14 protein-coding genes are annotated in these 14,991 nt (G+C 54.0%); 5 read left to right on the top strand and 9 right to left on the bottom strand.

Going from position 1 to position 14,991, the window contains the following annotated elements; genetic code table 11:
• Nucleotides 1-29 precede the first annotated feature (29 nt).
• Nucleotides 30-470, top strand: coding sequence for a universal stress protein (locus ACZ52Z_RS15805; protein WP_464267738.1), 441 nt, complete (start codon nucleotides 30-32; stop codon nucleotides 468-470).
• 62 nt (nucleotides 471-532) lie between these two features.
• Here the strand turns inward: ACZ52Z_RS15805 and ACZ52Z_RS15800 are convergent, their stop codons facing one another.
• The 7 genes from ACZ52Z_RS15800 to ACZ52Z_RS15770 form a co-directional block, all read right to left on the bottom strand.
• On the bottom strand, nucleotides 533-1,807 hold the full coding sequence (locus ACZ52Z_RS15800) for a radical SAM/SPASM family putative metalloenzyme maturase (protein ID WP_464267737.1): 1,275 nt from the start codon (nucleotides 1,805-1,807) through the stop codon (nucleotides 533-535).
• Between the two features lie 170 nt (nucleotides 1,808-1,977).
• Nucleotides 1,978-2,988: an ABC transporter ATP-binding protein gene (locus ACZ52Z_RS15795; RefSeq protein ID WP_464267736.1), complete on the bottom strand. Its 1,011-nt coding sequence runs from the start codon at nucleotides 2,986-2,988 to the stop codon at nucleotides 1,978-1,980.
• Between the two features lie 103 nt (nucleotides 2,989-3,091).
• The gene (locus ACZ52Z_RS15790) at nucleotides 3,092-4,048 is read right to left on the bottom strand and encodes an ABC transporter ATP-binding protein (protein ID WP_464267735.1); all 957 of its coding nucleotides are present in this window, start codon (nucleotides 4,046-4,048) and stop codon (nucleotides 3,092-3,094) included.
• Nucleotides 4,049-4,051: 3 nt separating this feature from the next.
• Complete coding sequence (locus ACZ52Z_RS15785; RefSeq protein ID WP_464267734.1) at nucleotides 4,052-4,966, bottom strand: ABC transporter permease; 915 nt, start codon at nucleotides 4,964-4,966, stop codon at nucleotides 4,052-4,054.
• Between the two features lie 4 nt (nucleotides 4,967-4,970).
• Entirely contained in the window at nucleotides 4,971-5,948 is a 978-nt protein-coding gene (locus tag ACZ52Z_RS15780; RefSeq protein WP_464267733.1) for an ABC transporter permease, read from the bottom strand.
• Nucleotides 5,949-6,037: 89 nt separating this feature from the next.
• Nucleotides 6,038-7,558: an ABC transporter substrate-binding protein gene (locus tag ACZ52Z_RS15775; protein WP_464270808.1), complete on the bottom strand. Its 1,521-nt coding sequence runs from the start codon at nucleotides 7,556-7,558 to the stop codon at nucleotides 6,038-6,040.
• Nucleotides 7,559-7,790: 232 nt separating this feature from the next.
• Nucleotides 7,791-8,486, bottom strand: a complete 696-nt coding sequence (locus tag ACZ52Z_RS15770; RefSeq protein WP_464267732.1) for a DUF554 domain-containing protein — start codon at nucleotides 8,484-8,486, stop codon at nucleotides 7,791-7,793.
• Between the two features lie 265 nt (nucleotides 8,487-8,751).
• On the opposite strand from ACZ52Z_RS15770, the gene ACZ52Z_RS15765 reads away from it, so the two are divergent.
• The 3 genes from ACZ52Z_RS15765 to ACZ52Z_RS15755 all read left to right on the top strand — a co-directional run bounded on the left by ACZ52Z_RS15765 (nucleotide 8,752) and on the right by ACZ52Z_RS15755 (nucleotide 11,739).
• Nucleotides 8,752-9,681, top strand: a complete 930-nt coding sequence (locus ACZ52Z_RS15765; protein ID WP_464267731.1) for a 50S ribosomal protein L11 methyltransferase — start codon at nucleotides 8,752-8,754, stop codon at nucleotides 9,679-9,681.
• A 9-nt stretch (nucleotides 9,682-9,690) separates the two neighbouring features.
• The gene (locus ACZ52Z_RS15760; RefSeq protein ID WP_464267730.1) at nucleotides 9,691-11,025 is read left to right on the top strand and encodes a ferredoxin reductase family protein; all 1,335 of its coding nucleotides are present in this window, start codon (nucleotides 9,691-9,693) and stop codon (nucleotides 11,023-11,025) included.
• Between the two features lie 114 nt (nucleotides 11,026-11,139).
• On the top strand, nucleotides 11,140-11,739 hold the full coding sequence (locus ACZ52Z_RS15755) for a YceI family protein (RefSeq protein ID WP_464267729.1): 600 nt from the start codon (nucleotides 11,140-11,142) through the stop codon (nucleotides 11,737-11,739).
• A 47-nt stretch (nucleotides 11,740-11,786) separates the two neighbouring features.
• Here ACZ52Z_RS15755 and ACZ52Z_RS15750 read toward each other — a convergent pair whose 3' ends face one another.
• Both ACZ52Z_RS15750 and ACZ52Z_RS15745 read right to left on the bottom strand, forming a co-directional pair.
• Entirely contained in the window at nucleotides 11,787-12,638 is an 852-nt protein-coding gene (locus ACZ52Z_RS15750; protein ID WP_464267728.1) for a secretin N-terminal domain-containing protein, read from the bottom strand.
• On the bottom strand, nucleotides 12,638-13,117 hold the full coding sequence (locus ACZ52Z_RS15745; RefSeq protein ID WP_464267727.1) for an alpha/beta fold hydrolase: 480 nt from the start codon (nucleotides 13,115-13,117) through the stop codon (nucleotides 12,638-12,640). Before ACZ52Z_RS15745 ends, ACZ52Z_RS15750 begins: the two co-directional genes overlap by 1 nt.
• 285 nt (nucleotides 13,118-13,402) lie before the next feature.
• Between ACZ52Z_RS15745 and ACZ52Z_RS15740 the strand changes: the two genes are divergently transcribed.
• On the top strand, nucleotides 13,403-14,989 hold the full coding sequence (locus tag ACZ52Z_RS15740) for a peptide chain release factor 3 (protein WP_464267726.1): 1,587 nt from the start codon (nucleotides 13,403-13,405) through the stop codon (nucleotides 14,987-14,989).
• The last annotated feature ends 2 nt before the right edge of the window (nucleotides 14,990-14,991 follow it).

The following is a 14,991-nucleotide window of genomic DNA, read 5'->3' as shown; positions in this document are numbered from 1 at the left end:
CTCACTCACTCCCTTGAATGAGGTGAACTATGTCCACAAACAATACAGTAGTCATACCGATCGATTTCCTGGATCATACCGGTAAGGTTGTCGACTACGGCGTCAACATGGCCAAAAAGCTCAATGCGGCAATCCATTTCATTCATGTCGTGGAAGAAGTCAGCATTTATGGTGACTACATGGGCCCGACCATCAAACATTTTGTCCCGCAGATGATGGAAATCGCCAGGGAAAAAATGAATACTCTGGTCAAGAAGCACGACAGCAGTGAAACACCCTGCACAGGTGAAGTGACAAGCGGTGAAGTGGTCGAAGATATCTGCAGATACGCCAAGGAACACAAGGCGGATATGATTGTTATCGGTACCCATGGCCGCAAAGGGCTGGAAAAATTCTGGCTTGGCAGTGTTGCCGAACGAGTGGTGAAAAATGCTCCCTGTCCGACCCTGACCTTTAATCCTAACCTGTAAAAACGCCAACGACGTCACTGGCAAAGCAAGCGAGGAGGAAAACCAGGTATTCTTCTCCTCGCTTACAGGCAGCGTAATCCACCGATAGACCAACGGCAATGGCCGCACGGAACGATACTGCTGTGACAGTCATTGGCCGCAAGCAGGTTATTGTTGACCACATCTGCGCATGGCCCCTGGGGACAACCCCAGCACCGTGAATACTCGGCACGACGTGCTTCCTCACGAAACTGGCGATACACGGCACCATTCCAGATTTGATCCAGGGAAGCCTCTTCCAAATTGCCAAAACTGCGTTCCTCGACTCGGATCACCTCACTGCCGGCCATGCAGTCGTAGGAATGCCATACAAAATGACAGGGCATAACCTCTCCTCCGACGCTTATGAAAACAGCCTCGTCTTCAATAAACGGACAGGAGCGCTCGATCTGGGCATGCAGGGGAGGCAGGCTCAGGGAAATGCCGCAGGCAGCGGCCGCCTCCTCTGCCTCGGAAAAAGCAGCTTCAGCCGTGTGCATGCGCCCTGCATCATAAGCCAGCAGATTCGGCAGATGCAGTGACAATTCTGATCCCTGCAGCTCACGGCGCATTGCATCCAGCAGATGAAGAGCGCCTTCGCCAGGGCCAGTTTTGCTCTTGACCTGGTATTCCTGCAGGGCAACTTCCCAATCGATTCCCTGCTCCAGAGCGCGTTGGCGATACTTTTCGTACAACCTGATCAATTCCAGAGGAACAGGAGAGAAAAGGCTCTTGTCCGCCATCTCCGCATCGTAGGCGAACAGGTGGCTTACTAAAATATAGGCCACGCCATGGCCGGCTCCCCACCTGACCAAATCAGGGAGCTGAACAATGTTTTCCGTGCTGACCACAATCTCCAGTCCACGCCGCACCGTACCGGCCTGGTCCGCCTGACCGAGGGCATGCAGGGCACTTGCCACTGCCTGCGCGCTGGGCGCAGTGGTTCCGGTAAGGGCGTTTGCCGGCTGAACGCTGTCCACGGAAAAACAGACGGTGGACACACCGGCGGCAACCAACCGCTCTGCCATCCTCCGGGTCATCAGCCCCCCGTTGCTCTGAAAGCCAATTTCCGTCTGCGCCGGCATCACCGCTCGCGCACCGCGGATAATTTCTGCCAGGTGCGGATAGAGCAAAGGCTCACCAATACCGTTGACAATCAAGGTTTCCACCCCTGCAAGGTGGGGAAGAAGTCGCTCAAAAAGGGCAACAGGAAAATCCCGCTCAGTTATCCTGCTCTCTGGCATCTGCTTGATACATTTCTCACAGGCAAGATTGCAGCGGGTAGTGGTTTCAATATAGAGTTTTCGCGGACCAGCCATACATCAACATAAAAGAGGAAAGCCGATGCCGATCAAGCGCCACCCGCCGGTTGGACCAGAGGCCATCCACATGGTGGAATCAACCCCTCGGAGTTACAAGGCAACTGACAGCGTCTGTCTTGATCCAATGAGCTGTCAGAGATTTTTCCCTACCGGGCAATATCACTTCACTATATTCGCCCCTCATCCACCCCATGGCAGGCAACCTGCGTACCGGCTTCCACTTCCTTGAGCTCTGGCACCTCGCGGCGACATCGTTCATTGGCGTGAGGGCAGCGAGTATGAAAAACACAACCGGAAGGCAGCGCAATGGGAGAAGGAACATCGCCGGTAAGTTTTTCGTGGGTGGCTGTCTGGCCCAGCCTGGGTATGGCGGACAACAAGGCCCGTGTATAGGGATGACGCGGACGCCGAAAAAGTTCGCCGGTTTCCGCCAATTCACACACACTTCCCAGATACATTACCGCAACCCGCCGGGAAATATGCTCGACCACTGACAGGTCGTGACTGATGAACAGATAGGTCAGATTATTCTTTTCCTGTAAGTCCATCAACAGATTGAGAATCTGGGCCTGGATGGAAACATCAAGTGCGGCAATGGGTTCATCGGCAACAATGAATTCCGGTTCCACGGTCAGGGCCCGGGCAATGGAAATACGCTGGCGCTGACCGCCGGAAAGTTCATGGGGGTAACGGGTGTGCCAGTCAGGATCAATACCGACCTGTTCCATCACCTGGGACACTTTTTCCGCTACTTCCTTTTTTCCCAGCCTGGGCTGATGAAAGCGGATGGGTTCCCGCAGAATCTTGCCCAGGGTCATCCTCGGGTTCAGTGAGGCATAGGGATCCTGAAAAACCATCTGCATATGGGTTCGATAGGGCTGACGCTGGGCCTCACTCAAGTTATCGATGCGATCATTGCGGTAATAGACTTCTCCCCCTTCAGGGGGGTACAGGCCCATAACCGTTCGCGCCAGCGTGGACTTCCCACATCCCGATTCACCGACAACGCTGACGGTCTCCCCCTGGGCAACATCAAGGGTCACGCCGTTGACGGCCCTGACAATGGTCCGTTCTTTTTTCACCTTGCCCCCGGAAAACTGGAACTGATCGAGCCAGCCGCCGGTGATATCAAATCGCTTGACGAGATTACGGATACTTACCAATACCGTTGGTTCCATGTTCAGAAACTCTCTGCCTGCTGTGGTTCTGTTAGCTGTTATGTGGATGTCTTTCGGTACATGCCCATCAAGAATCCGCCGCCCTCACCAAGGGTGCGGGGAGTTACTGCACCAAGTGACAGGCGACCTGACTGCCCGACGCCTTGGTCTCCAGAGCGGGTCGATTGCTGCAGACCTCTGTGGCCAGCGAGCAACGATTGCGAAATGGGCAGCCGGCAGGAATCTTGGCCAGCCCCGGCATCACTCCCGGTATCTGATTAAGGCGACCGCTCCTGGCGGCACGCTGGGGAAGTGCTCCAAGCAGCCCTATGGTGTAGGGATGCTGGGGAGTATTGATAAGCGCGTCGGTGGAGCCCAGTTCAACAATTGAACCGGCATACATCACGGCGATCTGTTGGGTAACCTGCGAGACGACCGCCAGGTCGTGGGTAATCAGGATCAGCCCCATCTGCTCGTTGGCACACAATTCAAGCAACAAGTCCATGATCTCCGCCTGAATGGTCACATCAAGGGCGGTGGTGGGCTCGTCGGCAATGATCAGCGAAGGATTGGTCAGGAGCGAAATGGCGATGATAATCCGCTGACGCATCCCCCCGGAAAATTCGTGAGGGTACTGGTCAAGTCGTGTTTTTGGGGAGGGAATATGGACTTTTCGTAATTTTTCCAAACAGATGGCAGTCGCCTCTGCCTTACTCAATCGCTGGTGAGCGTAGAGGGTTTCCCGCATCTGCTCGCCGATGGTCAGCACAGGATTCAAGGTCATCATCGGATCCTGGAAGATCATACTGATCCGATTGCCCCTGATGCGCCGCATCTGCTCGTAGGAGAAGGCGGAAATTTCCTCACCCAGGAAAGAGACACTCCCGGAGGCAATGAACCCCGGCTTGGAAATCAGGTTGATGATGGAGAAACCAAGCACCGATTTACCGGCCCCTGATTCACCGACAATGCCGAGTCGCTCTCCCTTTTTCAATGATAGGCTGACATTGTTTACCGCCCTGAGGGTGGATGCGCGCAGGCGGAAATCAACGTTAAGATTTTGTATTGTAAGCAGTTCCACAGCTTATCCTTTATACAGCTTGGGATTGAGATAATCCCTGATCCAGTCGCCAAGCAGGTTAATGACCAGGATCAGGACAACCAACAAAACACCAGGAAAAATGGTGATCCACCAGGTGCCGGAAAAGATATACTCAAACCCGGAGGTAATCAGTGATCCCAATGAGGGTTTGTTCTGGGGCATGCCCAGGCCGATAAACGACAGGGCAGCTTCGCTCATGATCGCATTGGCCACCTGGACGGTGGAAATGACCAGTACCGGGGAAAGGGTGTTAGGCAGGATATGCCGCCACATGATCCGTATCCTGGAGAGCCCGATAACCCTGGCTGCCTCAATATATTCTTTGCGTCGTTCCGCAAGAACTGACGCACGAACGGTCCGCGCATACTGCGGCCACTCGGCCAAGCCGATGATTAGAATCAACAGGGGGGCAGCAATTCGCTCGTAGTTGGCGACCCCAAAAACCATCTGAAAAATGGCCCCGATGAAAATGGCAATCATATAGGTGGAAAAAGAGAGCTGCACATCGGCAATGCGCATGAGGATGCCGTCAAGCCGCTTGATGTATCCCGACAGCAGTCCGACAACGATTCCAATCACTGCCTGGAGACACACCGCGCCCAAACCGATGACAATGGAGATGCGCATCCCGTAGAGCATGGTGGAAAACATATCTCTGCCCATATCGTCGGTACCCAGTAAAAAACGGGTCGTGCCCTCGCCATACCAGACCGGTGGCAGCTCGGAATCCATGATGTCGATGGTAGTCGGGTCATACGGATTATGTGGAGCGATGAGCGGCGCGGTAAATGCACTGACCACCAGGGTCAGAAGAATGAAAAAGGAAACGTATGCTACAGGGTCGCGAAAAAAATAATAGACAAAATCAGAGTGCCGTATTCGTCGAAGCAAGGCCATGATCCTATTTCCTCCCTGCGATGCGTACAGTAGGGTTGACCAGCCCATAGATCAAATCGACCACCGTATTGACCACAACAAAAATAAAGCCCACCACCACGATATAGGAGACCATCAGCGCGGTGTCTGCACGAGAAACCGACTCGATGAACATGGCGCCCATACCTTGCCACTGAAACACGGTTTCGGTCAGGATAGTAAAAGCGACCATTATCCCCAGCTGGACCCCGCCGACGGTAATCACCGGAAGCAGCGTGTTTTTGAATGCGTGCACATACCATACCCTTCGAGGTTTCAGCCCTTTTGCCCAGGCAAATTTTACATACTCGGTCTCCAGTACCTCCATCATTTCCGAACGGATCAATCGAATAAACAGGGGCAGCATGATAGAGGAGAGGGCAATGGACGGCATGATGAGATGGAGCAGTCCGTCTCGGGTCAGCAGGCCCGAATCCCAGAAACCGAAGAGACGAACGGTCTCTCCCCGTCCAAAACTCGGCAACCATCCCAGCTCAACCGAAAAGATATAGATCAGCAGGATGGCGGTAAGAAACACCGGCATGGATACCCCCACAATGGATCCCCCCATAATCAGGCGGCTGAAGAGTCGGCGGGGATGAATGGCTGCATAGATGCCCATGGGAATGGAGAGCGAAATAACGATCAACGAGGCACAGAAAACCAGTTCCAAGGTAGCCGGCGCCTTGGCAAGGATCACCTCTGTTACCGGTTTCTTGAAAAAAAATGACCGCCCGAGGTCTCCCTTGACCGCATTTTTGAGAAAACGGCCATACTGGACAAGAAAAGGATCGTTTAGGCCCAGTTGTTCACGGATTTCCGCCCTCTCCTGGGGGGTAACCCGCTCACCCACCAGTTCACGAACCGGATCGCCGAAGTTATGCTTGATGGAAAAACCGATAAAACTGATGATCAGCATTACCAGAACGGCCTGGGCTATTCTTCTGACAGTGAATGCAAACATGGTTCAATGGTCAAGATGAGAAAAGGGAACTCCAGTTGAACCGGGTTCCCTTTTGCAATAAATAAACAACAAAGTAAAAAGGTTAGCGCCTATTTAACATGCAGGTCTCCAAAATACGGAAAGTTCATCACATTGACGATATCTTCGGTATTCATGTTGTCCTTGGAGGCCCAGGAAAGATTCTGCCAGTGCAGCGGGATAAAGGCCGCATCGTCAAACAGGATCTGCTCGATCTGCTGCAGCATGGCTGAACGTTTGGCCATATCGGTTTCACCGTTGGCGGCAAGCGTTAATCGATCCACTTCCTGATTACAGTAATTGCCGGAGTTGTATTGTCCCCGTCCGGTCTCCTTGTTGGGACACATATAGAGATACTCGAAGAAATTGGCAGAATCCTCGGTATCGGAATGCCAACCGATCATCTGAATATCTGCGACCTGGGCATCAAACTGGTCCCAGTACTGTGCCTTGGGCATGGTTTTCAAATTGATCTTGATCCCGATCTTGCTCATCATGGCCACAAAGGCCTGAGCCAATTTCTCGTCGTTGACGTAGCGATTGTTGGGGGCGATCATGGTGCACTCAAAGCCGTTCTCATAGCCGGCTTCTTTCATCAATTTTTTCGCCATATCCAGGTCGTAGCGAGGCTGTAGCTCTGCATTATAGCCCTGGTATCCTTTGGGGGAGTTCTGGCCTGCCGGAGTGGCAAAGCCCTTCATGATTTTCTCGGCAACGCCGACATTATTGTAGGCATAGGCCATGGCCTGCCGAACCTTGGGATTGGCGAATTCAGCACGGCGTTTCTGATTCAGCTGAAAGGTAATGATTCGACCGCCGGACATGGTCACCAGCTTGAGGCCATCGGTCTTTTCGATCCGATCAAGATCTGTGGGGGGAACCGGCATAATAAAATCCACATCGCCGGAGAGCAGAGCAGCGACACGCGTCGGGTTTTCGGAAATAGGGGTCAGCACGATCTCCTCGATGTTGCCGGTCTCTTTATCCCAGTACTCGGTAAAACGTGCAAAAACCATCTTGACTCCCTGTTCCCGCTCAACCACTTTGAACGGACCGGTGCCGGATTCGTTGAAATTGGCAAAAGAATAATCGGTCTTGATGATCACGTCCTTGGTCTTGCCATTTTTCTCATCCGGACCGCTGTAAAAGGCCTTGTCCATGGGAAAAATGTAGGTGGCCATGGCCATTACCAGGCCGTATGGCTCCTTGGTGATCAGGTCAACCGTATGGGTATCAACGGCCTTTGCCTCAACGAAATACTCAAATAATCCCTTGTAGTCATCGGATTTTTTCAGGCGGGCCAGTGTGAAGGCTACATCCTCGGCCGTAAACTCGTTGCCGGAGTGGAACTTGACCCCTTTGCGCAGGTAAAAACGGGTGGTGGTCGGATTGATCACTTCCCATTTCTCCGCAAGACGCGGCTCAAAGTTACCGTCTTTGGTCCACCGAACCAGCGGATCAAAGACCATGTGCGAATACTGCAGCATACCGCCGGAGAGCTGCACATGCGGGTCCAGTGATACCGGGTCGGCATCCATGGCCAGTTTCAGGGTCGCAGCATACGCACTGCTTCCAGTCACAATCATGCTCATTGCCAGCACGAAGAACAGGCGAATTATCATTCTCTTCACGTCTCTTCCCTCCTGGTGAATCTATCATTGTTGTCGTGCAGGAAACATCTCCCCATATGTACTCCTTACATGTTCCCTGCGCCCGGGCGCCACACGATGTACGCCTGCTCACCACTTATAGTCAAGCTCCATACTCGGGTCAAGCAAGAAGCGCCTCAAGTGTTCTATTCCTCTCCTGACGGCAAAAAAAGCATTAGCCGGCTAATCGCAGCAGACCGAACCAGGCAAGAGGGAAAAAAATCCCCGGGATCAGGTTACCTACCCGGATAGTGGTAATCTTGAGCATATTCATACCGATGGCCAGGATCAACAAACCACCCACCGCGGTCATCTGGCTGATAACCTCAGGGACCAGCAGACTCTTCATGGAGACAGCAGTCAAGGTAATCAGGCCCTGGTACACCAAGACCGCACCACTGGAAAAAATCACACCCACGCCCATGGCAGAGGCAAAGATGACAGAGGTCACCCCATCAAGAATCGACTTGGCGAACAGCGTCTGATGATTTCCGGTAAGCCCGCTCTCCAAAGATCCCACGATGGCCATGGAACCAACACAGAACACCAGGCTCGCGGTCACAAAACCCCGGGCAAAGGAACTTGTATCACTGGATTTTGCCGCCACCTTCCGTTCCAGGTATGTTCCCAGGCCCTCAAGCCGTCTTTCAATCTGGAGGAACTCACCGGCCAATGCCCCAAGGATAACGGAGAGGATAACAATGATCAGCCGATCGGAGGCCAAGGCGCTCTTTATGCCGATGAGCATGACTGACAGCCCGACCCCGCTCAGGATGATTTCCTTGTAATTTTCCGGGATGCCCCTGCTGAACAACAAACCCAGGATGCTGCCGGCGATGATCGCCGCCGCATTGACTACTGTCCCTAACATACTGCTCCCTGCTTGCTGGCATACATGGTAAAACGCAGATGCTGCGCTGATATTTATTCAACCAAAGTAGCGCCTCTTATACTGCCATAACCGTCTCTTGGAAACGGAAGTTTGCCTCCCTGGACAGAAAAAAACCCCTCCTCTCCTGTATAGCCATGGGAAACACCGAGGATAGTCGTGGTCCTTTGCCGCCAGGCAGGGTATACTGCCACTCATTGTTTCAGTATCCAAAACGCCTTGCTTCCACTGCCGGACACCGCCTACCATGACCCAAATGCCTGCCACCGAATCTCCTGTCAACCAATGGTTAAAAATATCTCTCGCCGCTCCTTCAGTGCTGAGCGAAGCAGCAGCCGATCTCCTCGGGGTGCTGAGCGGCGCCGGGGTTGAACAAAGTCCGGACAATGGCACGTATTCCCGCATCAGCGGGTATTTTCCCATCAAAGGGGACTGCGACCGGGACAGAGCTACAGCAGCAGCGGTCTCCCTGGTACAAAAACGAATGGAGGAGCTGTTTGCACACTATGACCTGGTGCCGGGGCCCCTGGAAACAACGCTGATCGATGACCAGGACTGGGCAACAAGCTGGAAGCAATACTTTCATGCCTTTGAAATCGCTCCCGGACTGATTATCAAACCGAGCTGGGAGGAGTACCCTGCCAAAGCGGGTCAGCAGATACTTGAGATGGATCCGGGCATGGCCTTCGGCACCGGTCAGCATGCCTCAACCCAGCTTGCCCTCTCTCTCCTGACCCAGGCCACCCGCGACCTGGCGACCGAATACCCCACGCTGCTGGACATCGGTACCGGGACCGGTATCCTGGCAATGGCCGGTGCCCGTTTTGGTATCCGTGAGGCCTTGGCCATTGATAATGACCAGGAAGCCGTCTCCGTCGCAGCCGAAAATGTCCGCACCAACGGACTTGACCATATCATTACGGTCAGCGCCACCCCCCTGGAAGATATTTCCGGCACCTTCTCCGTTATATGCGCCAACATCGTCCACGATGTTCTGGTGGAAATGGCCGACGCCATCCGCCATCGTTCCGTACCGGGGACCTTTGTCATCCTGGCCGGTATACTCAAGGGAGAACAGGAAGAGAACCTGCTTGCGCTCTATCGCCAACAGGGCTACGAATCGGTTGCCGCAGAATACCGGGAGGAATGGGTGGCACTGCTTTTCCACTGCCGGTAGAGAGGCACCATGCAGACGCCTTTGCTCGCCCCTCTACACCGCCGTCTACTACAATCCGCCTGCATCGCCTCGCTGCTGCTGATTCTCTTCGGGGGAGCACTGATTCCTTTCCTGTTTGAATCGCAGACCATGTTCTACAAATTCGGTCAGGACAAAATCCTGCTCAGGATCGGTAAAATCGCCGGCATCTCGGCCGCCATCCTGCTCCTGGCCCAACCGCTGCTGACCGGACGATCCCGATGGGTTGATCGGGTAGCCGGTCTGCCGACCCTGGTACAACTCCACCGGGCCAATGGCATCCTCATCCTTCTGCTGCTCCTTTCCCATGTTCTCTGCATTCTTGTTCCTGAAGGGATCGACAACCTGCCGCTGGGATGGAAATTCTGGCCGGAACTGGTTGGCGGCGTTGTCTTTGCCTCCCTCCTCTGCCTGGTGCCTTTTTCTCTGCTGCGGAAACGGCTGGCAGTACCCTATCACCTCTGGCTACGGATGCACCGGTATGGCGGATTCGCCCTCCTGGTGCTGCTTTTTATCCATATCCGCTTTGTCAGCGAAAGTTTCAAGCAGGATGTACCACTGGCCGCCCTGACCCTCTGGACCATTGTGGCAGCCTGCCTGCTCATCCGAAGAATCTATGCGGGACGCCCCACCGCGTACCAGTGGAAGGTTGCCCATATTGCCCACCACACCCGAAGCCTCCGTACCATCACCTTGACCAGCGAGAGAAAGGCTCCCTTTGCCTACCTCCCCGGCCAATTTGCCTTTCTCTCGATAACCGACCCGCATATCAGCAGGGAAGCCCATCCTTTTTCCCTGAGCTCTACCCCGACCAACAATCACGCGGTTACCATGACCATCCGCAGCTGTGGAGACTGGACCGAAAAACTGCACCATCTCCAGCCCGGTTCCGATGCCGCTCTGTGGGGTCCTTTCGGGCAGTTTTCCTACCTGCTCCACCAGGCGCCGGAGTTGGTCTTCATTGCCGGCGGCATCGGCATCACCCCCTTTATGAGTATGCTCCGTCATATGGCGGACAACGCTGACCAGCGACCGGTCCTGCTGGTGTGGACCTGCCGTAAAAAAGAGGATCTGATTTTCCACTCGGAGTTGAAACAGCTTGAGCAGTCGCTGCCCGCGCTCCGCACGTTCGTCCACCTCACCGGTGAAACAGCCACCGACAGTCGTATAAACGAAAAACACCTCGCCCCGCTGCTTCAACCGGTATCTGTCCAAGCGGGCATTTATCTGTGCGGACCGCCGTCAATGACGGCGTCGCTTCGCCCCCTCCTGATCCATTTGGGATATCCCATAAATAATATCCACTCCGAAGCCTTTGCTTTCTGAATCCAGCTCCTGCCTTGTATTTATGGGCATCATTCCTACTATATGGGATAAGGTCTTGAACAACCAAGGGTGCTCTGCTCTTGTCTCGTGAGCCATCAACCAGTGGAGGCTACTATGTTTACCCGACTGCGATACTTACTGCTCGTCCCCTTCCTGCTGCTTGCTTCCAGCTCTCTCCTCCTGGCGGCCCCTCCTAAATGGGAGGTAGACCACGATCACTCCGGGCTCTACTTTTCGGTCCAACATATTTTTTCCCAGGTGAAAGGCCATTTTCGGGAGTATAAGGGGGAAATCCTTTTTGACCCGGCAGACCTGGAAGGGAGTCGAATCGGATTCGAAGTGGAGGTGAAATCCATCTTCACCGATATCCCGAAAAGGGACAAGCACCTGCTCTCGGCAGATTTTTTTGATGAAGGCACCTATCCGCTGATCACCTTCCGCAGCACTGAGATTACCAAGACGGATGAAAACCTCTATCAGGTTATCGGCACGCTGACCATCAAGGATGTGACCCAGGAAGTGACCCTGCCGCTCACCCTGCTCGGTATCACCGAGCACCCTGCACAAAAGGGGACCCAGGTTGCGGGCTTTGCCGGTGAACTGGCCATTGATCGCCTCAGCTTTCATGTCGGCAACGGCAAATTTGCCGACATGGGCCTGGTGGGCAAAACCGTGGCCATTGATATTCAGCTGGAGTTGCTACGCAACAACTGAATCACCCCAGGCGCTGCAGTAGCGTCTGCCTCAGCTGACGGCATCGGTCATTCCAGTGACACATACACCTCGATCACCGTTGCGGTCGGGTTGATGTTTTCCCCCCCACCGGACCTTACACCAAGCACGGCTGAGAAAGGCTCACCGGTCCCGGCCACCGGAACCCATCTGTTGATCGGGACCGATATCCTGGTAGCAACCTGGGTAAACTGAAGGGTTTCGCGGGTATTTTCGGAAAAAACCACCGGTATAAGCTCCAGTTCGACCCGTTCACCTGCGGCAATGGCGGTAACTGCAAACCCGCTGGTTATTACCTCATTGTGGACAACATGCCTGTAGCTGAGACCATAGTGGCGACAAAGGGATATCCAGTACCCATCGAATCGCTGTTGGATATCGCTCCTGAGATACCCCGTTGCTCCCGAGCTGAGACGAAGCATCATCTGTTGCGAGTGCCCCGCGCCCTCTGTTGCCAGTCGACGACCTGCTTCGCCCCCGGTGCGCGTTGATAATTTTTTCCCTGCTCCGGCCAGCGGACGAGCACGCAATTGCACCATGAGCTGGACCGCTGCCGTGTCCACTGCAGTGATAAGCGCTCGTACCCGAGCAATGACCGGCGGTACATCGTATACTATCAGCCCATTCCTCGCCCTGTCCGCATGTACACTGCCGGAGGGCGAAAGCAGGGGGCGCACTGTTTCCACCACTGACCCAGCTGATCGGTTGCTGAGCACGATCACTTCGGCAACCATGCCGCCCCCGTTTTCCTCGGCGGCACATGCACCATCCCAACCGATTCCGCAGGCGATGACCATCCCCAGAAAAATGGTCCAGCAACGCCAGCCCAAGGGGTTGCCCCGACTAAACCTCAATGGATTCCATGCGCTAAGGGACAACATCAGGTTTCCATCAACAGGCGGGTCCAATCCATTTTCGTAAAGACCCCATGCAGCATATGGTCATCATCCACCACTGAGATATCCAGGTGGGCGAAGGTCTGCTCTGCCAGCGGCACCACCAGGTCGGGCGGGGTCACGGTATCATCTTTTCCGATAACTACCATTGTCGGTACCGTCAGACGTTCGGCAGGCGGGGTATAGCCCTCGAAATTTAGCGCCGGTGCCAGCAGAATGAGGCGTGAACAGGCAAGGGGATACCGTTGGGCAAACAGCGTTGCCATGAGCCCGCCAAAACTGGAACCGACAAAAAGCATACTTTTCGAATCACCACAGATCTGTTCCAGTTGCTGCAGCCGCTGCTCCAGTGTCCCCGTGAAGTCGGGGATGATCATTTCCGGAAAACGCTCGCCAAACCACCGCCCCTTGGTGCCCTGGCTTGATGAATCAAGTCCGTGCAGAAAGTATCGCCCATCGTCCATACCCCTCCCCCTTTACATAATTTTATAATTATTTCATAAAGTTATAGAAAAAATCTGACAAACCACCCTCGCTGGGGCTGACCCGACCAATCGGGTTCGACCAGCATCGCAAAAGTTAGTGCTTCCCTAACAAGAAAGTTGGACAAAAAACGCAATATAGGGTAATTACTTACCACTGATGGGTCGCTGTCGGCCCATCTTTTTTTTTGAAATGCTGTCCCTTTTCCACCATGCCGGGACCGGTAAGCCCACTCCATATCCATTCTCTCAACAGACAAGTGTAACGTGAGCAGTACGAATATCGAAGAAATAAACAAACGCAGGACCTTTGGCATCATCAGCCACCCGGATGCGGGGAAGACGACCCTGACCGAAAAATTGTTGCTCTTTGGCGGTGCCATTCAAATGGCTGGAGCCGTTAAATCGCGAAAAACCTCCAACCATGCGCTCAGCGACTGGATGGCAATTGAAAAGGACCGCGGCATCTCCGTGACCACCTCGGTCATGAAATTCAACTATCGCGACTACGAGATCAACCTGCTCGACACCCCCGGTCACCAGGATTTCTCCGAAGACACCTACCGGGTACTCACTGCGGTTGACAGCGCGCTGATGGTGATCGACAGTGCCAAAGGTGTTGAAACCCAGACCACCAAGTTGATGGAAGTCTGCCGGATGCGCAATACCCCGATCATCACTTTCATCAACAAACTGGACCGCGATGGCCTTGACCCATTGGATATTCTCTCTGATATCGAGGAAAAACTGCAGATCGAGTGTACACCGCTTTCATGGCCCATCGGTATGGGTAAAGGATTCAAAGGGGTTTACAATCTCTACCGAAAACAGCTCAACCTGTTTACCCCCAGCCAGGAGACCCGTCCTCAAGCCAATGTGGTGATTGATGATATCAATGACTCCACCCTTGATGAACTGCTCGGCTTTGATGCCGACAAACTTCGCGAAGATATAGAACTGCTGGAAGGCGCGGCGAACCCATTCGAGTACGAGGAGTACCTGAAGGCAAGCCAGACGCCGGTTTTTTTCGGCAGTGCGATCAACAATTTCGGCGTACGAGAACTTCTGGACGCCTTTGTCGAGCTGTCTCCGCCGCCCGGTCCGCGGGAGACGGTCAGTCGGCAGGTCCACCCGCAAGAACCGGCCTTTTCCGGTTTTACCTTTAAAATCCAGGCCAACATGGACCCTGCCCACCGTGACCGCATCGCTTTTTTTCGTATCTGTTCAGGTAAATTTACCCGGGGGATGCGCGTTCGACACCACCGCCTGGGCAAGGAGATCAGCCTGAGCAATGCCACCGTGTTCATGGCCCAAAACCGGGAAAACGTTGAAGAAGCCTACCCCGGCGACATTATTGGTATCCATAATCACGGCACCATCAAAATCGGTGATACCTTTAGCGATAAGGAAGAACTCAAGTTCACCGGAATCCCCAACTTTGCCCCTGAACATTTCCGTCGCGTTATCCTGCGCAACCCGCTCAAAATGAAACAGCTGCAAAAAGGGTTGATACAGATGGCTGAGGAAGGAGCTGTCCAGCTTTTTCGCCCCCTGATCGGAAACGAATATATTCTGGGCGCGGTCGGCGTACTGCAGTTTGAAGTCACCATGACCCGGCTCAAGGCCGAATATGGGGTGGACGCGGAATATGAGCCGATGAGCTTCTCGCTTGCGCGCTGGGTCAGCAGTGAAAACCAGCAGCAGTTGCGCGAATTCGAAAAAAAGAATCAGGCCAACCTGGCGTTTGATGCGGAAGGGCATCTCTCCTACCTGGCTGACGGCATGTGGCGCCTGTCCCACACCATGGAACTCTTTCCCGATATCGTTTTTCACACAACGCGGGAATCGGTATAGTC

The sequence above is a fragment of the Desulfogranum aggregans genome (assembly GCF_055398265.1).
The sequence above is the reverse complement of the archived record's forward strand: the minus strand, read 5'-3'. Positions and strand labels throughout refer to the sequence as shown.